Origin of the sequence: Variovorax boronicumulans (assembly GCF_029892485.1) — a bacterium.
Classification (GTDB): Bacteria; Pseudomonadota; Gammaproteobacteria; order Burkholderiales; family Burkholderiaceae_C; genus Variovorax; species Variovorax boronicumulans_B.
On record NZ_JARXVG010000018.1, the window covers coordinates 49,780 to 72,973 of the forward strand.

Below are 23,194 nucleotides of genomic sequence, written 5' to 3' on the forward strand. Positions count from 1 at the left end.
ATGAACACGACGACTGCAACGACAACGACGACGAACTCCGCGCCGCCCCCGCCCTCCGTGTGGCGCGCACCCGAGATCTCGCTGCGCTGGTGGCCCGTGTTTTTGCGCAATCTGCTGGTGTGGCGCAAGCTCGCGATACCCAGCCTCATCGGCAACATCGCCGAGCCGCTGATCTGGCTCGTGGCCTTCGGCTACGGCATGGGCGCTCTCGTGGGTCAAGTAGCGGTGGACGGCGTGAAGGTGCCCTACATCCTGTTCCTGGCGAGCGGCTCGATCTGCATGAGCGCGATGAATGCGGCGAGCTTCGAGGCGCTGTATTCGGCGTTCTCGCGCATGCATGTGCAGAAGACATGGGACGGCATCATGAATGCGCCCGTCGGCCTGGACGACATCGTGATGGCCGAGATGCTGTGGGCGGCGTTCAAGTCGATCTTCACCGTCACCGCGATCCTGTTCGTGATGCTCGGGCTGGGCATCAGCCACAGTCCGAAGCTCATCGTCGCCTGGCTGGTGCTGATCGGCGCAGGCATCACCTTCTCGTCGATCGCGCTGATCTTCAATGCGCTCGCCAAGGGCTACGACTTCTTCACCTACTACTTCACGCTGTTCATGACGCCGATGATGTTCCTGAGCGGTGTGTTCTTTCCGCTGGAGCAGTTGCCCTCGGCAGTGAAAGCGGTGGCCGCGTGGCTGCCGCTGACCAATGCGGTGGCGCTGGTGCGGCCGCTCTTCATGGACCAGTGGCCGGCCGACTGGTGGCTGCATGCGGGCGTGCTGGCGGTGTATGCGGTCGTGGCGTTCTGGATCGCGCTGGCGTTGACGCGCAAGCGATTCAAGGCCTGAAGACCTGCGGCCGAAAGCATTCCGAAATGGATGCTTTCAAATTACATTGCACACAATTCAATTGCTCGATAGAATTCGAGCCATGCGCTCCATCACCGTTTCCGCCGACGAAATGCTCAAGCTGGACAACCAGTTGTGCTTCGCGGTCTATTCCGCCTCGTTGGCGATGACCCGGCTCTACAAGCCGGTGCTGGAAAAGCTGCAGCTCACCTATCCCCAATACCTCGTCATGCTGGCCCTCTGGGAGCAGGACGGCCCCATGGTCTCCGAACTCGGCGAACGCCTTTCGCTCGACTCCGGCACGCTCACCCCGCTGCTCAAGCGGCTCGAAGCGAATGGCTATGTGGCCCGGGTGCGCGACGTGGCCGACGAACGCCGCGTGCACATCACGCTCACTGCCGCCGGCCGCAAGCTCAAGACCCGCGCGGCCAACGTGCCGGGCTGCCTGCTGGCCGCCACCGAATGCTCGGTGCCCGAACTCATTGCGCTCACCCAGCAGATACAAATCCTTCGCGACCGCATCAAGAAGGCGGCCTGACACACACGCTTTTCTCCCTGCTTCGATCGAAAAAACGAGAGAAGCTTTTTACCTGACCCTCCCTCCATCATCAAAGGAATCACCATGACCACCAAGCTCGACAAAGTGCTCTACACCGCAGAAGCCCACACCGTCGGCGGCCGTGACGGCGCAGGCAAGTCCAGCGACGGCGCAATCGACGTCAAGCTGAGCTCGCCCGGTTCGGGCAAGCCCGGCACCAACCCCGAGCAGCTGTTCGCGGTCGGCTATGCCGCCTGCTTCATCGGTGCGATGAAGGCCGTCGGCCCGAAGATCAGCGTGAAAGTGCCCGACGACGTGTCCATCGACTCGAAGGTTTCCCTCGGCCCGACGAACGGCGGTGCTGCTTACGGCATCTCGGTGCAACTGGCGATCACCCTGCCCGGCCTCGACGCAGAACAGAAGCAGAAGCTGGTCGACACGGCTCACCAGGTCTGCCCGTACTCGAACGCAACGCGCGGCAACATCGACGTCGAACTGACGATCGTCTGATCTCCCGATCAGCGCAGCCAACAAGGCGTCCCGGCCACAAGCAGGGGCGCTTTTTTCATGGCCGGCGTTGTCTCACGGGTGACGCGGAAAGGGACAACGCGATAGCGCCTTTCATCAAGCTTGGCTAATGTGGCCGCACGCCCTTCCAACGACCCGTGGAGATAGCCCCCATGAGCACCACCAATTTCCTCATCCGCAAAGACCAGCTCGCCACCACCCGCCTGCACACCGCCACCGACCAGCCATTGGCCGATGGCCAGGTGCGCGTGCGCATCGACAGCTTTGCGCTCACCTCCAACAACATCACCTACGCCGCTTTCGGCGACGCGATGAGCTACTGGCAGTTCTTTCCCTCCGAGGAAGAGGGCTGGGGCAGCATTCCTGTGTGGGGTTTCGCGAGCGTGGTGCAGTCGCTGCATCCGGGCGTGGCGGTGGGCGAACGGCTCTACGGCTACTGGCCGATGGCATCGAGCGCGGTGCTCAGCCCCGACCGTCTCTCGCCCGGGCGCTTCACCGACGCGGCAGCGCACCGCGCCGAGTTGCCGGCGGTCTACAACCAGTACTTCCGCTGCAATGCCGACCCGCTCTACACCACCGACACCGAAGACCTGCAGGCGCTGCTGCGCCCGCTGTTCATCACCTCGTGGTTGATCGACGACTTCATGGCCGACAACGACTTCTTCGGCGCCACCACCATGCTGCTGTCGAGCGCATCGAGCAAGACGGCCTATGGCACGGCGTTCCAGCTGCATCAACGCTTGGGGCTAGAGGTGATCGGCCTCACCTCGCCCGGCAACGTGGCCTTCTGCGAAAGCCTGGGCTGCTACCACCGCGTGGTGACCTACGACGCGTTGGACAGCATCGCGGCCGATACGCCGGCTGTGTATGTCGACTTCGCCGGCAACGCCGGGCTGCGCAACGCCATCCACACGCGCTTCGCGGACCTCAGGTACAGCTGCTCGATCGGCGGCACGCACGTGGAGCAGCTCGCCTCCAAGGGCGCGGGCAAGGACCTGCCGGGCCCCCGCGCCACGCTGTTCTTCGCACCCGCGCAGATCAAGAAGCGCACCGCCGAATGGGGCGCGGAAGAATTCGGCCGGCGCATGGTGGCTGCCTGGCGCAACTTCCTCGCCAAGGTGACCGACCCCAGCAACCCCTGGCTGCACGCCGAGCAGCACCGCGGCGGCGAGGCGGTGCAGGCCGCCTACGCGCAGGTGCTGGCCGGCAAGGGCGACCCGCGCACCGGGCATATCCTTTCGCTTTACAAACAACCCGGCGCTTTGTAATGGTGGCCGGAGCGGGGGTAGCGACAATCGCTGCATGACCCCTTCCCCCGCGGCGCCCGCCAACACCCATCCCTATGAGAGCCTCACGCCCGACGTGGTGCTCGACGCGCTCGCGACGCTCGGCCTGCACGGCGACGGCCGGCTCACCGGCCTGAACTCCTATGAAAACCGGGTCTACCAGGTGTTCCTGGAGGACCGCAGCGCCGTGGTGGTGAAGTTCTACCGCCCCGGACGCTGGAGCGAAGCCGAAATCCTCGAAGAGCACGGCTTCTCGCTCGAACTGGCCGCTGCCGAAGTGCCCGCGGTGCCGCCACTGGTATTCGACGGCAAGACACTGCATCACCACGCGGGCTTCGCCTTCAGCGTGAGCCCGTACCGCGGCGGCCGCGCGCCCGAACTCGACAACTTCGAGGTGCTCGAATGGGTGGGCCGCTTTCTGGCACGCATTCACACCGTGGGCAGCGCCAAGCCCTTCGAGGCCCGCCCCGCGCTCGACCTGCAGACCTTCGGACTCGACTCGCGCGACTGGTTGCTGGAGAACGACAAGATTCCGCTCGACATGCAACGCGAATGGGAAAAGACCTGCAACGAGGCGCTGGACATGGTCCGCGCGACCGCCCTCGCGCTGCAGCCGCCGGCCTCCGATTTCAAGCCACGCAAGCTGCGCCTGCACGGCGACGTGCACCCCGGCAACATCCTGTGGACGCCGACCGATCGCCCCAACGGCGGCCCGCACTTCGTCGACCTGGACGACGCGCGCACCGGCTTTGCCGTTCAAGACCTCTGGATGCTGCTCTCGGGCGACCGCGCCCAGCGCACCTCGCAGCTGTCGGGCCTGCTCGACGGCTACGAGCAATTCCGCGAATTCGACCGCCGCGAACTCTCGCTGATCGAGCCGCTGCGCACGCTGCGGCTCATTCATTACAGCGCCTGGCTCGCACGCCGCTGGGAAGACCCGATCTTCCCGATCAACTTCCCGTGGTTCGGCTCCAGCGACTACTGGAAGGGGCAGATCCTCGTGCTGGAAGACCAGTGCGAACAGATGGCGGAAGAGCCGCTCTACGCCTGAGCCGCGGTTTCCGCGACGCCCTGCAGCAACCGCTCGACCAGCACGTTGGGCGGGCCGTTGCGCCACACGCCATAAGCCTCCGATTGCGCCACGGCCCTGTCGAGCGGCCGGAACACCGCGCCTCGCAGGGCCGAATTGCGCATTGCCTGCGGCACCAGCGCGACGCCCATGCCTTGCGACACGAGCGACACGACGGCCAGCCAGTGACGCACTTCATGCCGCACCTCGGGCAGGAAGCCCGCATCGGCGCAGATCGACAGGATGCGCTCGTGGTAGTCGGGTGAGGCTTCGCGCGAGAACAGCACGAAAGGCTGGTCGCGCAGGTCGGCCGGGGCCAGCACCTTCTTGCGTGCCAGCGAGTGCCCTGCGGGCAGGCAGCACACGAAGGGCTCCGACAGCAGCAGACGGTGACGCAGCTCGGGCGGCATGCGGCTCGTGTGAACGAAGCCGAGGTCGAGCCGGTCGTGCAGCAACTCGGCGATCTGCACGCCCGAGTTGAGTTCGTTCAGCGTGACGCGCACCGCCGGGTGTTTCGCCTGGAACGCACGCAACGCGGGCGGCAACCCGCGATAGAGCATCGCGCCGACGAAGCCGATGCGCAGCCGGCCCGCCGAGCCGCTCGCCACATCGCGCGCTTCCGTCGCCGCTTCTTCCGCTTGCTGCAGCAGCCGCCGTGCCGAGATGCGCAGCGCCTCGCCCGCATGCGTGAGCCGCACCTCCTTGCTGTTGCGCTCGAACAGCCGCACGCCCACCGATTCCTCAAGCTGCCGGATCGCGACCGACAGCGGCGGCTGCGAGATCGACAGGCGCCGCGCCGCGCGACCGAAGTGCAGCTCTTCGGCCAGCACGGAGAAGTAGCGCAGGTGTCGCAGTTCCATGAATAGGCAAATCGAATCGAACAAGACCAATTCGATATTAGACACGGATCGTCGCGGCTTCAACAATGCGACGAACCAGGAGACAAGACACATGTCCGAGACCGCCGCTCACGCCGCGCCGCCAGCCGCGCACGCCCATCCCATTCCCGACCGTCACGGCCAGAACCTGTTCACCGTCGACAGCGAACTGCACGCCCTGCTCGCGCTCTACCTGCCCGAGGACCTGCGCGCCCACATGCAGCCGCACTTCGAGCGCCTGGGCGACCTCGCGGGAGGCCTGCTCGATGAACTCGCAGGCACCGCCGACCGCAACCCGCCCACGCTGAAGCAGCGGACGCGCACAGGCCTGGACGATCAGACGATCGTCAAGCACCCGGCCTACGTGGAGATGGAGCGCCTCGCGCTCAGCGAATTCGGCCTCGCCGCGATCTCGCACCGCGAGGAGACATTGGGCTGGAAGGGCAAGATGCCGCCACTGGTCAAGTACGTGCTGACCTACCTCTTCGTACAGGCCGAATTCGGCCTGTGCTGCCCGGTCTCGATGACCGATTCGCTCACGCGCACGCTCAAGAAATTCGGCAGCCCCGAGCTGGTCGCGCGCTTCCTGCCGCGCCTGACCTCGCTTGATTTCGACGAGCTCGCGCAAGGCGCGATGTTCATGACCGAGCAGGCCGCGGGCTCCGACATCGCGGCCACCGCGACGATGGCGCGGCGCGAAGGCGACGGCAGCTGGCGCATCACCGGCGACAAGTGGTTCTGCTCCAACCCCGATGCCGACTTTGCGATGGTGCTCGCGCGCGCAGAAGACGGCGCAGCGGGAATGAAGGGCGTGTCGCTGTTCCTGCTGCCGCGCCGGCTCGAAGACGGCAGCCTCAACCACTACCGGATCATCCGCCTGAAGGACAAGCTGGGCACGCGCTCGATGGCCAGCGGCGAGATCCGGCTCGAAGGCGCGGTCGCGTACTTGGTGGGCGAAGAAGGCCGCGGCTTCGTGCAGATGGCCGACATGGTGAACAACTCGCGCCTGTCGAACGGCGTGCGCGCCGCGGGCCTCATGCGCCGCGCGGTGGCCGAGGCCGAATACATCGCGGCCGAGCGTCGCGCCTTCGGCCGCACGCTAGCCCAGATGCCGCTGATGCAGCGCCAACTCGACAAGCTGCGCGTTCCGGCCGAGCAAGCGCGCACGATGGTGTGCCAGACCGCGCTCGCGCTCGCGCGCTCCGACGCCGCAGAGCCCGATGCCTATGCGCTGCTGCGCATCCTCACGCCGCTCATCAAGTTCCGCGCCTGCCGCGATGCGCGCAAGGTGACGGGCGATGCGATGGAGGTGCGCGGAGGTTGTGGCTACATCGAGGAGTGGAGCGATCCGCGCCTCGTGCGCGATGCGCATCTGGGCTCGATCTGGGAAGGCACCAGCAACATCGTGGCGCTGGATGTGATCCGCGCGGTGAAGCGCGAAGGCTCGCTGCCGGTGCTGCGCGCGCACTGCGAAAAGCTGCTGGACGATGCGACGCTCGCGCCTGCTTTCGCCAAGGCCTTGCGCGATGCGCTGGCACGCGCCGCAGCGCTGGCCGAGACCGCGGCACGCGAAGGCGGCGACGTGCTCGCGCGCCAGGCCGCCTCGGCGCTCTACCACTGCACGAGCAGCATCGCGATGGCCTGGGAGGCCTCTCGCTGCGGTTCATCCGCGCGCCTGCGCTGGGCGCAACTGGTGCTGCTGCACCGCGTGTTGCCGCGCGACCCGCTTGCGCCCGATGCGATGCCCGCGGACTGGAACACCACCGCGACGCGCGCCGCGGAAATCACTGCCTGATTCATAGAAAAACGGAGACATCCTCTTGCGACACCTCACCCATCTCTTCGCCGCAGTCACCGCCTGCGCCGCATTGCTGAGCGCAGCACCCGCTGCGCAAGCCCAAGGCCCCTTCCCTTCCAAGCCCTTGACGCTGGTCGTGCCCTTCCCACCGGGTGGCCCGACCGACGCGATGGCGCGCACGCTCGCTGCCGAGATGAAAGACCGCCTCGGCCAGCCCATGATCGTGGAGAACCGCGCGGGCGCCGGCGGCAACATCGGCGCGGAATACGTGGCGCGCGCCGAGGCCGATGGCCACACGCTGCTGTTCGGCACCTCGGGCCCGCTCGCCATCAATGCGAGCCTCTACCGCAAGATCAACTACGACCCGGTGAAGAGCTACGCGCCGGTGATCCAGGTCGGCTACCTGCCGAACATCCTGGTGGTGAACCCCGCACTGCCGGTGAAGACCGTGCCCGAACTCGTCGCCTACGCCAAGGCCAACCCCGGCAAGTTGAGCTATGCGTCGTCGGGCAATGGCGCCTCGTCGCACCTGGCGGGCGTGCTGTTCAACTCGGTGGCCGGTACGGACCTGCAGCACATCCCCTACAAGGGCACGGGCCCGGCGCTCAACGACCTGCTCGGCAACCAGGTCAGCATGACCTTCACCGACATCCTCACCGCGCTGCCCTACGTCAAGGCCGGCAAGCTGCGCGCGCTGGGCGTGGCGACGGTTGCGCGCTCGCAGGCACTGCCCGAGGTGCCTACGATTTCGGAGCAGGGCTACAAGGGCTATGACGTGAGCGTGTTCTTCGGCATCGTCGCGCCGGCCGGCACGCCCGCGGAACGCGTCGCCAAGCTCAACCATGCATTCGCGGAAGTGCTGAACTCGCCCAAGGTCAAGCAGATGTTCGCCGCCCAAGGGCTGGAAGCCTCGGCCGATACCTCGCCGCAGAAGCTCGGCCAGTTCATCGTGAGCGAATCGGCCAAGTGGAAGGACGTCGTGAAGAAGTCCGGCGCGCAGCTCGATTGATGGCCACGCACGGAGTACTCGCATGACATCGACCCAAGGCGCCCTCGCGGGCATCCGCGTTCTCGACATCTCGCGCATCCTCGGCGGCCCGTACTGCGGCCAGATCCTCGGCGACCACGGTGCCGACGTGCTCAAGGTCGAGCCGCCGCAGGGCGACGACACGCGCACCTGGGGCCCGCCGTTCAAGGAAGGCGTGGCCTCGTACTACCACGGGCTCAACCGCAACAAGCGCGTGCAGCACCTGGACTTCTCGACCGAAGAAGGCCGCGAGGCGCTGCTCGCGCTGGTGGCCGAGGCCGACGTGCTGATCGAGAACTTCAAGACCGGCACGATGGAGCGCTGGGGCATCGGCTACGAGGCGCTGTCGCAGCGCTTTCCGCGCCTGGTGTGGTGCCGCGTCTCGGGCTTCGGCGCCGACGGTCCGCTGGGCGCACTGCCCGGCTACGACGCGGCGGTACAGGCCATGACCGGCATCATGAGCATCAACGGCGAGGCCGACGGCGGACCGCTGCGCGTGGGCCTTCCGGTGGTCGACATGGTGACGGGGCTGAACGCGGTGATCGGCGTGCTGCTCGCGCTGCAGGAACGCCAGCGCAGCGGGCGCGGGCAGTTCGTGGAAGCGGCGCTGTACGACAGCGGCCTCTCGCTGCTGCATCCACACGCAGCCAACTGGTTCATGGACGGCACGGCGCCGCGGCGCACGGGCAACGCACATTCCAACATCTACCCCTACGACGCGCTCGCCACAGGCACCGACCCCGTGTTCGTGGCGGTGGGCAACGACCGGCAGTTCGCGAGCCTGTGCCGCTGCATCGGCCTGCCCGAGCTCGCGGACGATCCGCTCTACCGCACGGCCGGCGCGCGCTCGGTGCACCGCGACGGGCTCAAGCAGCGGCTCGAAGCGGCGATGGCGGCTTTCGACGGACGCACGCTGGTCGATCAGTTGATGGCCGCCGGTGTGCCCGCAGCGCCGGTGCTGCCGGTGGCCGATGCACTGCAGCATCCGCACACGCTGCACCGCGAGATGGTGGTGGAGATGCCCGGCGGCTACCGCGGCATCGGCGCCCCGGTCAAGCTGAGCCGTACGCCGGCGAGCTATCGCCACGCGCCGCTGACGCCAGGCGACGCGTTCCTGTCCGCTGAAGACGGTTCAGCGCAGCACTGAACGCCCGCGGCCGATGCCGTAGTACGCGATGCCGGCGGCTTCGACTTCCACAGCGTCGTAGATGTTGCGGCCGTCGAAGATCGCGGGCGTCTTGAGCGTGCCTGCGATGCGCGTGAAATCGGGGCGGCGGAACACCGGCCATTCGGTCACGAGCGCCAGCACGTCGGCGCCCTGCAGCGCACCCTCCGGCGTATCGCACCACCGCACATCGGAGCGCTCGCCGACGATGGCGCGCGCATTCGGCATCGCTGCCGGGTCGTGCACCTGCACGCGCGCACCGGCCGCCCACAGCCGCTCCAGCAGCACCAGGCTCGGCGCATCGCGCATGTCGTCGGTGTCGGGCTTGAAGGCCAGGCCCCAGAGGGCGATGGTCTTGTTCGCGATGTTGCCTTCGAAATGGTGCGTCATCAGGTCGAAGAGGCGCCCCTTCTGTTCATGGTTCGCAGCCTCGACGGCCGGAAGGATGCGCAGCGCCAGCCCCTCGCGATCGGCCGCATGCCGCAGCGCCCGCACATCCTTCGCGAGGCACGAACCGCCATAGCCCGCGCCGGCCTGCAGGAAATCGGGGCCGATGCGCGGGTCCGAGCCGATGCCGCGCCGCACCATCTCGATGTCGGCGCCCGCATGTTCGGCCACGCGCGCCATCTCGTTCATGAAGCTGATGCGGGTCGCGAGCATCGCGTTGGCGGCGTACTTGGTGAGTTCGGCGGAGCGGTGGTCCATCACCAGCAGTTGCTTCGCGGGGTCTTGCATGAAAGGTTCATAGAGCCGCGTGAGCAGGTCGATCGCCTTGGTGTCGGTAGCACCGATCACTACGCGGTCGGGCTGCCGGCAATCGCGCACCGCCGAGCCTTCACGCAGGAACTCGGGGTTCACGGCCACCGCGATCCGATGTGCAGCATCGCGCTGCGAAAGCTCCGCATGCAGCACGGCCTCGACCTGCTCCGCGGTGCCCACCGGCGCGGTGGACTTGCAGACGACCACGGCATCGCGGTCGCGGTGCTGCCCGATGCTGCGGGCCACGGCCATCACATGACGCAGGTCGACATCGCCTTGTGCATCGGCCGGCGTGTTGACTACGATGAAGAGAACTTCTCCATGCTGGCTCGCCAGGCGCTCGTCCCCGGTGAACTTCAGCGTTCCCGCGGCAAGGCCCGCTTCCACCAGCGCCTCCAGCTCCGGCTCATGCAGCGGCATCCGGCCCTGCTGCAACCCTTCTATGCGGCCTGCATCGGCGTCCGCGCACAGCACCTCGTGCCCGGCCTCGGCCAGGCAGGCGGCGAAGGCCAGGCCCACATAGCCGGCACCGAAGATGCTCACCTTCATGCGCGCGCCCCTTCCCTAAGGCACTGGCCGCAGCGGCGGTTGTGAGATAAAAGCAGGATGCAAGCCTTCAAAACAATGTCCGGACAGGAAAATTCGATGATGCCCGATCAAGTTGCCGCGCGTTGCGCGCTGGTCCTGGAGACCAACAACCTGCGCGGCGGAGCGGATGCCGAAGCCGCCGCAAGCACCAGCCTGCAGCGCCTGACCGCCCTGCTGGCCAGGCAGAAGCTGCCGCTCACGGCACTGGCACAGGTGGTCATCACACACGACGGCCTGAGCCCTGCATCGTGCGAGGCCGTCGCGGCACTGGCGGGCCGCCCCGTCGATTTCGTGCGCATCGACACCACCACCGGCTACTACGACGCCAAGAACCTCGGCTTCGCGGCCACCGATGCCGCGCGCTGCGACCACGTGGTGTTCGCCGATGCCGACTGCCTGCCCGACGACGACTGGCTGCTGCAGATGCTCACGCCCTTCACGCGCGGCGCCGATGCGCCCGCGGTGGTGGCCGGCCGCACGAGCTACGCGGCCAACATCGTGGGCACCGCGCTCACGACCATCGACTTCATGTACTTCCCCAACGCCGACCACGCGGGCGCCACGAGCAACTTCTACGCGAACAACGTGGCCTTTCGCCGCGACGTGTTCGAGCAGCACAGCTACCAGGCGCTCGATGGCGTGTACCGCGCGCACTGCCAGGTGCTGGGCATGCGCCTGAAGGCGGCCAACGTCCCCATCCACTACGCGGCCGCGGCCCACACCGAACACCGCCTGCCCGACACGCGCGCCGAGGCGCTCAAGCTGCGCTGGATGCGCGGGCAGGACACCTATTCGCTCACGCCGCACCTCTTGCGCAGCTACGTTTCGGCACGCTGGCAGTGGCTTGCGAAGAGCGGGCCGATCGGGCCGCTGTGCGTGCTGTTCACGCGGCTGGGTTTCAGCGTGCGCGCGCTCAATCATCAAGATCTGCCTCCGCTGCGCGGCCTGCGCTGGCTCGCGGGCGTGGCGCTGATCGTGGGCTTCTCGGCCATCGACATGCTGGGCGCATTCGCACGCGGCATCGGCCTGCACACGACGGGCCGCACGAATGCGGACGCCCAGGCGCTTTCCTACCATCGCCCGACATGAACAAGAAAAACATCTTCAGCCTTCTCGTGCTGGCCGGCGCGTGCGCCACGGCCGGCGCCGCCGATTTCACAGGCCGCGGCGTCTTCAACTTCAAGTCCGACAGCGGCTGCCCCTTCTCCGCGCTCGCGGGCCCCGCCAACGAATGCAACCGCCTCGCGCTGGACGATGCCGACACGCGCGCCGCGCTCGACAGCGCCACGCACACCATCCGCTTTGCGAACCCGCGCGTCTACGGCGAGAAGACCATCGTGGGCGACGTGCTGCTGCAGGGCTCCGGCCAGTCGCGCAGCAGCGGCCAGCGCGTGCCGCTCACCTTCCATGCGCTCCTGAGCCGTTCGGGCAACGAGTGGTCGGTGAGCAGCCATGCGCATTCGCCTATCGGCGGCGAGTTCAGCGACATTCGCATCGATCCGTACCAGGTCGTGGTGATCGACGGCAGCACCGAGCGCGTGGTGTTCACGCCGGCGCAGATCGGCGAAACCCTCTCCAAGCCATCGATTGCCGCGCGGCTCGCCAACGAGATCGTGCAGGTGCAGGACAACCGGACAAGCGGGGCCACCGATGCGGACATCACCGTCGGCCTGGGCTTGAGCCGTGCCTCCAAGTCGGTGGCGCGCGCACGTTTCCGCGCGCCTGCTGCCAAAGGCAGCGAGCTCTCCGAGGCGATGCGGCAAGGCAACTGGTCGCTCGAACTGCAGGCGCTGAGCGGGCAGATCCCGCGCCAGGTGGTGCAGCGCGACCTGTTCCTCTATGGACTCGAATCGCAGTCTCTGCTGCAGCCGTTGATGCAGCGCGGTTTCCAGAAGAACGAGAAGCTGGTGCTCGGTGCCGCGGGTGGCAAGGGCTACGTGCGCTACGACGGCCAGCAGCGCGAGTTCGCCGGTGCCGACGCATCGGCGCGTGCGTTCCTGCAGGACAGCTTCATCGGGCTCGTGCTCGGTTGGCAGCAGCAACAACAGCCGCAGCCCCCGCTGGCAAAGGCCAATGGACGCTGACACCGCTCAAACGAGCGCGGGATTCGACTGCCTCGCGCCGCCGACATTGCAAGGCTGGCCGGCGCTGCAGGCGCGGCTGGTGCACCACATCAAGCGCGCCGCGTTGCGCCAGATGCATGCGAGCCGCGCCGGTGAAGTGATGTTGTTGCGGCTCTACCTCGTCGGCGAAGAATCGTCCGAGCAGGCGCTGCAGCGCGAGCTGCGCACCAGCGCGCCCGATTGGCTCACGCGCCAGCTCGACCAGCACCTGGCCGACGAGCAAGTCCATGCGCAACTCTTCGCCGACGCCATCGTCGAACGCGGGGGCACCGCGCAGGCGGCCGCATCGCCCGAAGAAGCACCGCAGCCCGACTGGCTGAGCCAGCGCAAGCTCGCGCGCTGGCAGCGCCTCATCCGGCGCCATGCGCCGCACTTCGCGCACAGCGGCCTCGTGCCGGCTTATGCGATCGGCTTGGCCGCCGAGCAGATGGCCTCGCGCATCCTGCAACGCCACTGCGCGCTGATCGGCCCGCAGCATGCGCTGCATCCGTTGCTCACGCGCGTGCTCGCCGATGAAGACCGCCACATACGCCTCTGCAGCCACACGCTGCAGCGCTGCGTGGCACCGCATGAAGAAGCAAGGCTCGCGCAGTTGATGCACGAGGTGCGCGATACCGAGCGCGGTTTCGGCATCACCGGCGCCCTGGGCATGTACATCGCGGGCGTGGCCTTGCGCCTGCGTCCCGGCAGTGCACGGCCGGTGGCCGCCTGAGCCCTTCGATGCCGCCGCGCATCGTCTATCTCGCGACCGCGGACGCGCGCGGCCACCTGATGCGCGCGCAGCTGCTCGCGCATTCGCTGCGCACTGCGGGCGCCAGCGTGCAGGTGCTCACCACCTCCGACGAAGGCGCGCGCTTTCTCGCCGGCTTCGGCATCGAGGCGCCGGTGCTCTCGCGCCACTACGCAGTGCAGTTCGACCGCGAGCAGAACATGCTGCGCCGCGAGACCGACCGCAACGTGGCGCACTACATGTTCCACCCCGGACGCATGCTGCGCGACATCCTGCGGCTGCGCGCGTGGTTCCGCGATGCGGACCTGGTGGTGAACGACTCCTTTCATCCCGCGCTTCTCTTCATGGGCTGGATGCCGGGCTGGCGGCGCAAGGTGGTGCATGTGTACGGCGCGAGCCTGCGGCATGCGCTGGAGACCAATTTCAGCGGGCGCATGCCGGCGTGGATGGCGAGCATCTTCGGCCGCATCGTCGCGTGGCAGATCGACCGCAGCCGCGCGCGCATCGCGCACGACTTCGCCTACGGCGAGCCGCAGCACGACGGCCGCGGCGGGCACCAACTCGCCACGCCGGTGGCGGTGATGGGCGCCGACACCGAAGCGCATGACGACCTCGCGCCGCAGGCCGCGGTCTACCTGAATCCGCATTTCAAGGAGGCCGCGCTCGCCGAGGGCCTGGAACGCGGATTGGCCGATGCACGCGTGCCGGCGCACCTCGTCGGTGAGGGCTATGCACAGCGCGCGGGCTGGCACGCGCAGGACGAGCACTGGATCGAGATGGCCGCGCGCAGCGCCTTCATCGTCTCGGCGCCCGGCATGGCGGCGCTGTCGATCGCGGCGGTCTACCGCAAGCCGATCCTGCTGCTCCTGACCGACCAGCCCGAGCAGGCGATCAATGCGCAGCGCGCCGCGCAGTTGGGCCTGCACCATCGCATCGTGGTGTGGCAGGGCCGCACCGGGGACTTCGCTCGCGCCGTGACGACCGCCGCGAGCGAGCTGCTCGCGCTGGCCGACAACGGCAATGCCCGCCAGGCGGCGCAGACGGGCCGCGAGGCCGCGATTGCCCGCCTGCAGCACTGGACGGTGCTGCTCCACAGCCTGGCGGCGGCAACGCCGCCGGTTTGATCAGTCGAGCAACAAGCCGAGATCCTTGATCAACGGATGCCAGCGCGCCGTTTCATCGCCGATGAGCGCCTCGAACCGAGCCGGCGTGCTGCCCACCGGTTCGACATCGAACTCGCCGAGCTTGCGCAGCACCGCCGGGTTGTGGATCGCGCTGGCCACCGACTGCTGCAGCCGCGCCACCACCTCGGGCGGCGTGCCGGCCGGCGCCGCCAGGCCCATGAGCACGGCGGCCTCGACCTGCGGCATGCCCAGTTCCGCGAAGGTGGGCACCGCAGGCAATTGCGGCAGGCGGGTGGCGTTGGCAACCGCCAGCGCGCGCACCTTGCCGCTGCGGATGAAGCGGTGGGCGGCGGACAGGTCGGACATCATCGCGGCCAGCTGGCCGCCCGCCAGGTCGGCCAGCGCGGGCGCGGCGCCGCGGTAGGGCACGTGCACCATGCGCAGGCCGGCTTGCCGCTGGAGCAGTTCCATCGCCAGGTGCTGCACGGAGCCGGTGCCCGCGGAGGCAAAGCTGACCTTGCCGGGAAAGGCACGCGCATCCGCGATGAACGCGCGCGCGTCCCTCACGCCGCTGGCGGGGCCGACCAGCAGCACCATCGGCAGCCGGGCGAGCAGCGTGACCGGCGCGAAGTCGCGCGCCGGGTTGTAGCTGAGGTTGCGGTAGAGCGCCGGGTTGAACACCAGCGTGCCGTTGTCGGCAGAGAGCACGGTGTAGCCATCGGCCGGTGCGCGTGCGGCCTCGATGGCGCCGAGCGCGGTGTTGCCGCCGGCGCGGTTTTCGATCTGCACCGGCTGGCCGGTGTCGATGGCGAGCTGGGTGCCGATGGTGCGCGCGACGATGTCGGCGACGGTGCCCGCGGGGTACGGCACGATCCAGCGGATCGGCCGGGCCGGGAATTCGCGTTGCGCGTGCGCTGACCTGGCCAACATGCCCGACACGACCGCAAGGGCCAGTGCCGCAAGCTCGCGTCGGGTCAGGCCGGGCATCACATCACCACCTCATGCGGCGCGGCTGGTCTTCAGGCCTTGCCCTGCGGCCCATGTGGCGACGTCTTCGCACTTGATCGCCGCGGCCATCAGCCCCGGGAACGCATCGGGCGTGCACGCGAACGACGGCACGCCGAGCGCGGCGAGCTTCGCCGCCAGGTCGCGGTCGTAGGCGGGCGCGCCTTCGTCGCTGAGGGCCAGCAGCGCGATGAACTGCACGCCGGCCTCGACCAGCTCGTTGGCGCGGCGCAGCAGCTTGTCTTCCACGCCGCCTTCGTACAGGTCGGAGATCAGGATGAGGATGGTGTTGCGCGGCTCGCGCACCAGGCTCTGGCAGTAGCCGACCGCGCCGCTGATGTCGGTGCCGCCGCCCAGCTGCACGCCGAAGAGCAGGTCCACCGGGTCCTGCAGCTGCTCGGTCATGTCGACGACGGCGGTGTCGAACACCACGAGCTTGGTCGCCACCGCGGGCAGGCTCGCCATCACGGCGCCGAAGATGCTCGAGTAGACGACCGAGGCCGCCATCGAGCCGCTCTGGTCGATGCACAGGATCACCTCGCGCTGCGGCTGGCGGGCCTTGCGGCCGTAGCCGACCAGCGTCTGCGGCACCACGGTGCGGTATGCCGGCTGCCAGTGGCGCAGGTTGGCGCGGATGGTTCGGTTCCAGTCGATCTCGGAGTGGCGCGGGCGGCGGTTGCGCTGGCTGCGGTTGAGCGCGCCGCTCACCGCGCTGCGCATCGGCTCCTCAAGCTTCTTCATGAGCTCGTCGACCACCTTGCGCACCACGGCGCGCGCGGTGTCCTTGGTGCCGGCCGGGATCACGCTCGACAGCGCCACGAGATTGGCGACCAGGTGCACGTCGGGCTGCGCGTTCTCCAGCATCTCGGGCTGCAGCAGCATCTGGCGCAGGTTGAGCCGCTCCATCGCGTCGCGCTGCATCACCTGCACCACCTGGCTCGGAAAGTACTTGCGGATGTCGCCGAGCCAGCGCGCCACGCTGGGCGCCGAATCGCCGCGGCCGCCCCGCTGGCCGCCATTGCCCAGGCCACGCCGGCCGTCGGCTTCGTAGAGCGCGGCGAGCGCCTGGTCGATTTCGCGCACGCGGCCTTCGACGGCGCCGCAGCTCGCGTTGGCCTCGCTGCCGAGCACGAGGCGCCAGCGCTGCAGGCGGTCGGTGGGGGGCAACGTCGCTTCTTCGGTGTCGGCGGGGTCTTGAAGATTTGCGCTCATGGAGTCACCTCTGTGCTCGTGTTGCTCCCTCTCCCCTTGGGGAGAGGGCGGGGGTGAGGGCCAGCGACGACAGCGAAGGCGGTGCAGGTGCGAAGGCCCATGCCCTCACCCCAGACCTCTCCCCAGGGGGAAAGGGAACAAGAGCGAACGTTCATGCTTTCACTCCCAGCAGTTCCCGCAGCAGCGGCAACGCGAGCACCGCGCGTGTTTCGTCCCAATCGGTGGCGGCCACGGCAGCCGGCAGCGTGCCGCCGACCGCGCCGCGTTTCGCACGCTCGCCGAGCGCGCGCCGGTCCGAACCTGAAAAGTCCGCGAAGCTGCGCCGCACCAGCGGCAGCACCTGCACGAAGTGTTCCTCGCCGAGCCCCGAAAGCCAGCGGTCGACCAGCGACCAGACGGCCTCGTCGTGCAGCAGCACCATCGCATTGCGGTTGAGAAAACCTTCGAGCCACGCAGCCGCCTCGGTCGGCGGTGCGCCGGCCGAGAGGTTGCGGCCTAGCTGCTGCGAGGCGCCGTCGCTGTCGATCTGCGCGTCGTCGAGCAGCAGCCGGCAGCTCACGCCGCGCAGCAGCGGCGCGCCGGTTTCGCCGAAGGCGATGGACTTCAATGCCGCGCGCCAGGCGGCGGTCGTTTCCTCGCCATCGCGCAGGCGCACCGCGTCGTGCGTGGCGATGAGCCGGGTGCGCAGCGCCTCGGCGGCTTCGGCATCGAGTGCGCCGCAGGCAATCGGCAGGCCGATGGCGCCGCGCACGATCAGGCTGTCGAGCACATGGGAGAGCAGCGCGCTGTCGGTCTGTCGCACGCTGCCGTAACGGAACACGTTGGCCAGCGGCGGCACCGCGCCGATGAGCTGCACCGCGTCGCCGGTGAGCGCGGCGCGGTCTTCGAGCGCGCGGGTCACGGCCTGCACCGCGACCGGCAGGTCGGCGAGCAGCACGATGTCGACCTGCTCGGCCAGGGCGGTAAGTGAGGTTTCCGCGGCCAGTTCTTCCATCACGCGCGCGCTCGCGGCATGCGCCACGGTCGCGCCGAAGCGGCTGGCTTCGATGATGCGCAGCGCGAACTCGGGCTGCCATTGCAGTTGCCACACTTCGTGGAAGGTGCCGCGGCTCGCGCGCTGGCCGGCGGTGATCTCGCCCCACGGCAGGTCGAGCAGCCGCAGGCGGTGCAGCAGATGACTGCGCGCGAGATCGTTGGGCTGGCGCAGATCGAGGTCGAGCGTTTTCGCGGTCGCCTCGGGCTTGAGGCGCAGGCTTTTCTGCGCCTGCTCGATGTCGCGCTGCAGCGGCACGGTCGGCACGTCGGCGGGCACCTTGCCCATGCGGTCGCCGACGGTGAGGCGCTCGCGGATCAGCGTGAGCGGCGCCTGCTCGCCCATGCAGATCACGCTGCGCACCGCCTCGTCGAGCTCGGGCAGGCCGGGCGCGGGGCGCTCGCGCAACGCGGCGAGCGTTTCAGCGAGGCGTGTGGCTTCGATGAGGTGGGCGGAAGAGCAATCGAGGTCGTGTTCGCGCAGCAACCGCGCCACGCGCGCGAGCCAGCCGGTCGTGCGGCCCGCCACTCGGTCGCCCTGCTGCCACAGGTGCTCGTACCAGCCGGGCGAATCGATGCCCGCGCCGTAACCGCTCGCACTCGTCAGGTGGCGGTAGGTCCACGGCACCCAGGTCGCGAGCACCTTGAGCTTGGGCAGGCCCTTGAGCAGCGCGGCATCGGCCTTGGCGGTGACCGTGCCCTGCAGCGCCGGCACGTGCCATGCGCCGCAGACCACGGCGATGCGCTGGTGGCCGGCCTTGACGGCTTCGCGGATCGACTGGCGCATGAAGGCTTCGCGCAGTTGCTCGCGCTCCATGGCGCGCTGGCCTCGGCGGTCTTCGGGCGTCTCGGCGCGCACGGCGGTCATGGCTTCGGCGATGGCGCCGAACAGGTCTTCGCCGTCGCCGCGCTCCTCGACCATGTGGTTCCACCAGCTCTCGCCGTCGGCATAGCCCGCGGCGTGGGCGAGCCAGTCGAAGGGGTCGTCGGGCAGCGCGTTGGCGGTTTGTTCTTCCTCGATGGCTTCGACAGTGTCGGAAACGGGCCCCTTGTCAGTCTCGTCATCGTCGAGCGGCGTTTCGGCGGGCGCTTCGGCCTTGGCCTCGTCGGCTGCGCGCGCCGCCTGTTCGATGGCCATGCGATGCGCCTGCGGCAGGTCGATGAAGCGCGTGGGCAGCGCGTGCTTCACGCCCCACTGCAACGCCTGCCACTCGGGCGAGAACTCGGCGAACGGATAGAAGGCGGCCAGGCGCGTGTCGTCGTTCGCATGCACCAGCATCGCGACCGGTGGGCGCAGGTCGGCATGCGCCATGAAGGAGAGCAGGCCCTCGGCCTCGGGCGGGCCCTCGACCAGGATGCAGTCGGGCTGCAGCGACTCGAAGGCGCGCAGCAGGCTGCGCGCGCAGCCGGGCCCGTGGTGGCGGATGCCGAAGTAATGCAGCGGTGATGCCATGTGCAATCGCGGTGGCTTGCGAGTCTCAGAGCTGCTCGCGGCAGGCGCGATAGAGATCCTTCCAGTCGGTGCGCTCCTTCACCACGGTCTCCAGGTATTCCTTCCACACCACATGGTCCTGCACCGGGTCCTTGATGACGGCGCCGATCAGGCCCGAGGCCACGTCGGCCGAGCGCAGCACGCCGTCGCCGAAATGGCCGGCCAGCGCCATGCCGCTGTTGATGACCGAGATGGCCTCGGCGGTGGAGAGCGTGGAGCTGGGCGACTTGATGCGCGTCTTGCCGTCTTCGGTCTGGCCGTTGCGCAGCTCGCGAAAGATCTGCACCACGCGGCGCACTTCCTGCAGCGCGGGCGGCTCGGCCGGCAGCGCGAGGGCGCGGCCCAGTTCGGACACGCGCTTGACCACGATCTGCACTTCCTCGGCCTCGCTCGCCGGCACCGGCAGCACCACGGTGTTGAAGCGGCGCTTGAGCGCGCTGGAGAGTTCGTTCACACCCTTGTCGCGGTTGTTCGCGGTGGCGATCACCGAAAAGCCGCGCACCGCCTGCACCTCGCTGCCGAGTTCGGGAATGGGCAGCGTCTTTTCGGAGAGCACGGTGATCAGCGTGTCCTGCACGTCGGCCGGGATGCGGGTGAGTTCTTCGACGCGCGCGATCTTTCCGAGGCGCATGGCGTGCACCAGCGGGCTCGGCACCAGCGCCTTTTCCGACGGGCCGTGGGCCAGCAGCTCGGCGTAGTTCCAGCCGTAGCGCAGTTGCTCTTCGCTGGTGCCAGCGGTGCCCTGGATCAGCATGGTCGAGTCGCCGCTCACGGCCGCGGCCAGGTGCTCCGACACCCACGACTTGGCCGTGCCCGGCACGCCGTAGAGCAGCAGCGCGCGATCGGTCGCGAGCGTGGAGACGGCGATCTCCATCAAGCGCGAATTGCCGATGTACTTGGGGCTGACCTCGAAGCCGTTGGCGAGCTTGCCGCCCATCAGGTAGGTGAGCACAGCCCAGGGCGAGAGTTTCCAGTTGCCCGGGCGCTGGCGGTCGTCGACCTTCTGGAGCGCATCGAGTTCTTCGGCGAATTGCTGTTCGGCATGCTGGCGCAGGACATTGCTCATGGACGGCCTTGGGATGGAGAAGAAGTGGACGAAAGACGAAGGGTTGAAAACAGCTGGCGCGCACGCACGATGCGCGCGGTGTCGCTCAGGGCGCTCGCGAGGCCGGGGCTTTCCTCGGCGGCGCGCGGCAGGTCGGCCAGCAGGTGCAGCGCATCGGCATGCAGCAGCGCGGCCGCGTTGCCGAGCACCTGGCGCAGCACGTAGTCGTTGACGAGGTCGCCGCGTTCCACACGCAGGCGCAGCGCGGGAGCGAGCTTGAGCGAGAGTTCGGCGGAAGGGGTTTCGCCGGGCGCGCAGGCCTGGTCGGCATAGGCGACGACTTCCTGCACGCCGTTACCGGATTCGCCGAGCTCGCTCGCCCAGTGGCGCTCGCGCCGTTCGCGGGGCAGCAGCGCGAGCAGCTGGCCGACCCATGCGCGCTGGCTGCGCGGGCGATCGAGCATCGCGTCGCACCAGTCGACATCGGGCACGGCGAGGACGGCTTCGTTCCAGCCGCGCAGCAGGGCGTCTTTCCAGTCGCTCTTGGCGGCCCACTCGAGCAGTGCGGCGGCGGTCATGGCGGTATGCGCGGTCCACCACGAGAGCGGCGTTTGCCGCACGAGCTGGTAGAGCCACCAGGCGCGCTCGCCCAGGCTTTCGTGGGTGGGGCGGGCGGCGTCGATGGCGTCGTCCTTCCAGCGCGGGTCGGCGGCCTCGGGGGCGTTCAGCTGCCATGCGCCGCCTGCCTGCGACAGCAGCGGCGCGAGGAAGGCTTCGATGCGCCGCACATGGGCGCTGTCAGGCAGGCGCTGCAGCAGTTCGACCGCGGCTTGGCGCACATCGCGGGCGCGGTCCTTGAGCTGGGCGTCGATGAGGGCTTCGTCGTCGGGACCGATGTTCTCGGCCAGCGCGCCGAGCAGCGCGGCGCGCTCCTTGGCGGGCAGTTGCGGCAGCTCCGCGGCGAGGCGTTCGCGCGCGGCGGCGGGGTCGCTGCGGCGTTGCTCGGCGAGCACCGCGCGGCGCTGTTCGAGACTGCCCTCGTCCCAGCGCGTCTGCGCATCGGCCTGCTCGCTGGCGCCGACGGCGTAGCGCCAGTCGTCGTTGCGCGCGGCGAGCCAGAGGCCGCGCTCGCCGAGCGCCGGGACCACGGCGGGCCGCAGGTCGATGGCGCGGCGGCCGGCGTCGAGCGCGGTGGGCAAGAGGTTGTGGGGCAGGCGCAGGCCGGCGGCGGTCACCGCGGCGAGGCCTTCGTGCTGCAGGCGCAGCGGGCCGCTCGCAAGCGCATCGGCGATGGCGGCTTGCAGTGCGGGATCGTCCAGCACCGGGCGCTCGTCGGCGACGGCGACCGGTGCCTCGGAAGACGAAAGGCCCGGCGCCACGAAGCCGGCACGGCGGCCGATGGCCACGGCGCCTGCGACGCGCAGCAGCTGGCCCTGTGCTTCGCCGGCCTGGATCGCCTGCAGCAATCCGCCGAATTCGCCCCCCATGCCCTCGGCCGCCGGCACGGGCTGGCGGGCAGTGCCGACCAACGCGCTCTGCAGCAAGGTATTCCAGTGACTCATGTGCGAACTCCAGCCAGGGTCCAGACCGGCGCGCTGCCCGCCGCGGCACCCGAGGTCCAGGCGGTCAGCGGCGCGAACTGCTCGCCGTCCCATTCGCCGAAGACGCGCAGCGGCGCGCCGCCCGAGTGCGCCATCAGTTGCCAGGCTTCCTGCGTCGCCAGTTGCATCGGCAAGGCCTGTGGCGCGGCATCGAGGCGCAGCCACCATTGGTCGCCGTGCCGCGCGGGCACGGCCTCGGCCCACACCATCGGCAGCAGCGGTTGCCAGGGATTGGCGGCGATCTGCTGTGCCATGCGTTGCCACTCGTCGGGGGTATCGGTCGCGGGCTGCGTCGATGCGGGCGCATCCCCCAGCAGCTCGGCCACCAGCGCGCGCTGCGAAGCGTGGCCAGGATAGAAGCACAGCACCGCGGCGCGCTCGCTACCGCTGACCCACCCGGTTTCGAAACCGCGACCGCCATGCGAGTAATCGAGCAGCAGCGCACGCCGCCCGCTCGCGCGGCCTTGCAGCCATACATGGCGCTCGACCAGCTTCGCGTCGCGCTCGTCGGTGCACTGGCCCAGCACGAGCCAGTGGTCGCTGATGCGTTCGCCGTCCGCGAGCAGGCCTTCGCGGTCCTGCGGCCAGCCGAGCGCGATGCGCAGGTCGGCCAGCGTGGCGGGCGAAAGCGACTCGCGGCGCGGCACCGCATCGACGATCAGTTGAAGACGCCCCAGTCGGTCGAGCAGCCGCGCCGGCCAGCCTTCGCCCGCGCCGATGAGCTCGGCCGCCTGCGTGATGCGCTGGCCGAGCCCCGGCGCCTGCGCATCGACCATGCGCGCCGCCATCGCGCCCCACGCCTGCTGCTGCTCGCTGCCGAGCGATGCCAGGCCGCGCTGGGTCTGGTCGTCGAGCCAGCGCGCGAGCTCCTGCACGCCGGCCTCGATGCGCTTCCAGCGCTGGGCATCGCGCTTGACGGCCGCTGCGGGATCGGGCGCGGCCGCGGGTTCGGCGGCGCGCGCTTCTTTCTTCTCGGCCTTGTCGCGGCGCGAGGCGATCCACTCGGCCACCCACGGTGGCGGCGTGCCGGCGGTGAAGCTGGCACCGCTCTGCGCGCGCAACAGCATCAGCGCGAGGCCGTGCTTGCAGGGGAACTTGCGGCTCGGGCAGGAGCAGCGGAAAACGGGGCCGGAGAGATCGACCTGCGTCTGGTACGGCTTGCTGCCGCTGCCCTGGCATTCGCCCCAGACGGCCTCGTCGGAATACCCGAGCGTGGGCCACTTGGCCGGTGCGAGCAGGCCCTTGGCGGCCTTGGCCGACGCATCGTCGGGCGCGAGCGCCAGGACGGCTTCTGTGCTGAGAGTCATCGGGGCACCCTCGCGCCGCCCCGCGGCGCGGATGAATGGAAAGA

At 69.0% G+C, this 23,194-nt stretch carries 20 protein-coding genes; 12 read left to right on the forward strand and 8 right to left on the reverse strand.

Annotation, left to right across the window (positions count from 1 at the left end; genetic code table 11):
* From M2282_RS28640 to M2282_RS28660, 5 genes are all read left to right on the forward strand, one after another.
* On the forward strand, positions 1-843 hold the full coding sequence (locus M2282_RS28640; RefSeq protein WP_280812171.1) for an ABC transporter permease: 843 nt from the start codon (positions 1-3) through the stop codon (positions 841-843).
* A gap of 82 nt (positions 844-925) precedes the next feature.
* Positions 926-1,381, forward strand: coding sequence for a MarR family winged helix-turn-helix transcriptional regulator (locus M2282_RS28645; RefSeq protein ID WP_280812172.1), 456 nt, complete (start codon positions 926-928; stop codon positions 1,379-1,381).
* Between the two features lie 84 nt (positions 1,382-1,465).
* Complete coding sequence (locus M2282_RS28650) at positions 1,466-1,891, forward strand: organic hydroperoxide resistance protein (RefSeq protein ID WP_013543998.1); 426 nt, start codon at positions 1,466-1,468, stop codon at positions 1,889-1,891.
* Positions 1,892-2,061: 170 nt separating this feature from the next.
* Complete coding sequence (locus tag M2282_RS28655; protein WP_280812173.1) at positions 2,062-3,177, forward strand: DUF2855 family protein; 1,116 nt, start codon at positions 2,062-2,064, stop codon at positions 3,175-3,177.
* A gap of 34 nt (positions 3,178-3,211) precedes the next feature.
* Complete coding sequence (locus M2282_RS28660) at positions 3,212-4,246, forward strand: serine/threonine protein kinase (RefSeq protein WP_280812174.1); 1,035 nt, start codon at positions 3,212-3,214, stop codon at positions 4,244-4,246.
* Here M2282_RS28660 and M2282_RS28665 read toward each other — a convergent pair.
* Positions 4,237-5,124: a LysR family transcriptional regulator gene (locus tag M2282_RS28665; protein WP_280812175.1), complete on the reverse strand. Its 888-nt coding sequence runs from the start codon at positions 5,122-5,124 to the stop codon at positions 4,237-4,239. The two genes, M2282_RS28660 and M2282_RS28665, sit on opposite strands and share 10 nt — an antisense overlap.
* Before the next feature lie 91 nt (positions 5,125-5,215).
* On the opposite strand from M2282_RS28665, the gene M2282_RS28670 reads away from it, so the two are divergent.
* Genes M2282_RS28670 through M2282_RS28680 form a run of 3 tightly spaced genes read left to right on the forward strand, consistent with a single transcriptional unit; the run spans position 5,216 to position 9,114 of the window.
* A complete protein-coding gene (locus M2282_RS28670) occupies positions 5,216-6,937 on the forward strand; it encodes an acyl-CoA dehydrogenase family protein (RefSeq protein ID WP_280812176.1) in 1,722 nt (573 codons plus the stop codon).
* Between the two features lie 25 nt (positions 6,938-6,962).
* Entirely contained in the window at positions 6,963-7,949 is a 987-nt protein-coding gene (locus M2282_RS28675) for a Bug family tripartite tricarboxylate transporter substrate binding protein (RefSeq protein ID WP_280812177.1), read from the forward strand.
* 22 nt (positions 7,950-7,971) lie between these two features.
* On the forward strand, positions 7,972-9,114 hold the full coding sequence (locus tag M2282_RS28680) for a CaiB/BaiF CoA transferase family protein (RefSeq protein WP_280812178.1): 1,143 nt from the start codon (positions 7,972-7,974) through the stop codon (positions 9,112-9,114).
* Here the strand turns inward: M2282_RS28680 and M2282_RS28685 are convergent.
* Positions 9,100-10,440: a UDP-glucose dehydrogenase family protein gene (locus tag M2282_RS28685; protein ID WP_280812179.1), complete on the reverse strand. Its 1,341-nt coding sequence runs from the start codon at positions 10,438-10,440 to the stop codon at positions 9,100-9,102. The two genes, M2282_RS28680 and M2282_RS28685, sit on opposite strands and share 15 nt — an antisense overlap.
* A gap of 96 nt (positions 10,441-10,536) precedes the next feature.
* Between M2282_RS28685 and M2282_RS28690 the strand changes: the two genes are divergently transcribed.
* From M2282_RS28690 to M2282_RS28705, 4 genes are read left to right on the forward strand one after another with little or no spacing between them, the layout of a single operon-like run.
* A complete protein-coding gene (locus M2282_RS28690; RefSeq protein ID WP_280812180.1) occupies positions 10,537-11,568 on the forward strand; it encodes a glycosyltransferase in 1,032 nt (343 codons plus the stop codon).
* Positions 11,565-12,563: a hypothetical protein gene (locus tag M2282_RS28695; RefSeq protein WP_280812181.1), complete on the forward strand. Its 999-nt coding sequence runs from the start codon at positions 11,565-11,567 to the stop codon at positions 12,561-12,563. Before M2282_RS28690 ends, M2282_RS28695 begins: the two co-directional genes overlap by 4 nt.
* Positions 12,553-13,314, forward strand: a complete 762-nt coding sequence (locus M2282_RS28700) for a hypothetical protein (protein ID WP_280812182.1) — start codon at positions 12,553-12,555, stop codon at positions 13,312-13,314. The genes M2282_RS28695 and M2282_RS28700 overlap by 11 nt, the downstream gene beginning before the upstream one ends.
* 8 nt (positions 13,315-13,322) lie before the next feature.
* On the forward strand, positions 13,323-14,456 hold the full coding sequence (locus tag M2282_RS28705) for a hypothetical protein (RefSeq protein WP_280812183.1): 1,134 nt from the start codon (positions 13,323-13,325) through the stop codon (positions 14,454-14,456).
* On the opposite strand, the gene M2282_RS28710 is transcribed toward M2282_RS28705, so the two are convergent.
* The 6 genes from M2282_RS28710 to M2282_RS28735 all read right to left on the reverse strand — a co-directional run bounded on the left by M2282_RS28710 (position 14,457) and on the right by M2282_RS28735 (position 23,150).
* Positions 14,457-15,443, reverse strand: coding sequence for a Bug family tripartite tricarboxylate transporter substrate binding protein (locus M2282_RS28710; RefSeq protein WP_280812184.1), 987 nt, complete (start codon positions 15,441-15,443; stop codon positions 14,457-14,459).
* A gap of 12 nt (positions 15,444-15,455) precedes the next feature.
* Complete coding sequence (locus M2282_RS28715) at positions 15,456-16,673, reverse strand: VWA domain-containing protein (protein WP_280812185.1); 1,218 nt, start codon at positions 16,671-16,673, stop codon at positions 15,456-15,458.
* Between the two features lie 151 nt (positions 16,674-16,824).
* Entirely contained in the window at positions 16,825-19,158 is a 2,334-nt protein-coding gene (locus M2282_RS28720) for a DUF5682 family protein (protein ID WP_280812186.1), read from the reverse strand.
* A gap of 25 nt (positions 19,159-19,183) precedes the next feature.
* Positions 19,184-20,263: an ATP-binding protein gene (locus tag M2282_RS28725; protein ID WP_280812187.1), complete on the reverse strand. Its 1,080-nt coding sequence runs from the start codon at positions 20,261-20,263 to the stop codon at positions 19,184-19,186.
* Positions 20,260-21,804 carry a DUF5691 domain-containing protein gene (locus tag M2282_RS28730; protein ID WP_280812188.1) on the reverse strand — a complete coding sequence of 515 codons (1,545 nt, stop codon included), beginning with the start codon at positions 21,802-21,804 and terminating at the stop codon, positions 20,260-20,262. The genes M2282_RS28725 and M2282_RS28730 overlap by 4 nt, the downstream gene beginning before the upstream one ends.
* Entirely contained in the window at positions 21,801-23,150 is a 1,350-nt protein-coding gene (locus M2282_RS28735; protein ID WP_280812189.1) for an SWIM zinc finger domain-containing protein, read from the reverse strand. The genes M2282_RS28730 and M2282_RS28735 overlap by 4 nt, the downstream gene beginning before the upstream one ends.
* Between the last annotated feature and the right edge of the window lie 44 nt (positions 23,151-23,194).

Excerpts from the sequence above, each read along its gene's own strand:
- M2282_RS28735 (WP_280812189.1), bottom strand. The coding sequence starts at position 23,150 with ATGACTCTCAGCACAGAAGCCGTCCTGGCGCTCGCGCCCGACGATGCG.
- M2282_RS28665 (WP_280812175.1), bottom strand. The coding sequence starts at position 5,124 with ATGGAACTGCGACACCTGCGCTACTTCTCCGTGCTGGCCGAAGAGCTG.
- M2282_RS28655 (WP_280812173.1), top strand. The coding sequence starts at position 2,062 with ATGAGCACCACCAATTTCCTCATCCGCAAAGACCAGCTCGCCACCACC.
- M2282_RS28720 (WP_280812186.1), bottom strand. The coding sequence starts at position 19,158 with ATGGCATCACCGCTGCATTACTTCGGCATCCGCCACCACGGGCCCGGC.
- M2282_RS28725 (WP_280812187.1), bottom strand. The coding sequence starts at position 20,263 with ATGAGCAATGTCCTGCGCCAGCATGCCGAACAGCAATTCGCCGAAGAA.
- M2282_RS28650 (WP_013543998.1), top strand. The coding sequence starts at position 1,466 with ATGACCACCAAGCTCGACAAAGTGCTCTACACCGCAGAAGCCCACACC.
- M2282_RS28730 (WP_280812188.1), bottom strand. The coding sequence starts at position 21,804 with ATGAGTCACTGGAATACCTTGCTGCAGAGCGCGTTGGTCGGCACTGCC.
- M2282_RS28670 (WP_280812176.1), top strand. The coding sequence starts at position 5,216 with ATGTCCGAGACCGCCGCTCACGCCGCGCCGCCAGCCGCGCACGCCCAT.
- M2282_RS28645 (WP_280812172.1), top strand. The coding sequence starts at position 926 with ATGCGCTCCATCACCGTTTCCGCCGACGAAATGCTCAAGCTGGACAAC.
- M2282_RS28705 (WP_280812183.1), top strand. The coding sequence starts at position 13,323 with ATGCCGCCGCGCATCGTCTATCTCGCGACCGCGGACGCGCGCGGCCAC.
- M2282_RS28685 (WP_280812179.1), bottom strand. The coding sequence starts at position 10,440 with ATGAAGGTGAGCATCTTCGGTGCCGGCTATGTGGGCCTGGCCTTCGCC.
- M2282_RS28710 (WP_280812184.1), bottom strand. The coding sequence starts at position 15,443 with ATGCCCGGCCTGACCCGACGCGAGCTTGCGGCACTGGCCCTTGCGGTC.
- M2282_RS28640 (WP_280812171.1), top strand. The coding sequence starts at position 1 with ATGAACACGACGACTGCAACGACAACGACGACGAACTCCGCGCCGCCC.
- M2282_RS28680 (WP_280812178.1), top strand. The coding sequence starts at position 7,972 with ATGACATCGACCCAAGGCGCCCTCGCGGGCATCCGCGTTCTCGACATC.
- M2282_RS28695 (WP_280812181.1), top strand. The coding sequence starts at position 11,565 with ATGAACAAGAAAAACATCTTCAGCCTTCTCGTGCTGGCCGGCGCGTGC.
- M2282_RS28715 (WP_280812185.1), bottom strand. The coding sequence starts at position 16,673 with ATGAGCGCAAATCTTCAAGACCCCGCCGACACCGAAGAAGCGACGTTG.
- M2282_RS28690 (WP_280812180.1), top strand. The coding sequence starts at position 10,537 with ATGATGCCCGATCAAGTTGCCGCGCGTTGCGCGCTGGTCCTGGAGACC.
- M2282_RS28660 (WP_280812174.1), top strand. The coding sequence starts at position 3,212 with ATGACCCCTTCCCCCGCGGCGCCCGCCAACACCCATCCCTATGAGAGC.
- M2282_RS28700 (WP_280812182.1), top strand. The coding sequence starts at position 12,553 with ATGGACGCTGACACCGCTCAAACGAGCGCGGGATTCGACTGCCTCGCG.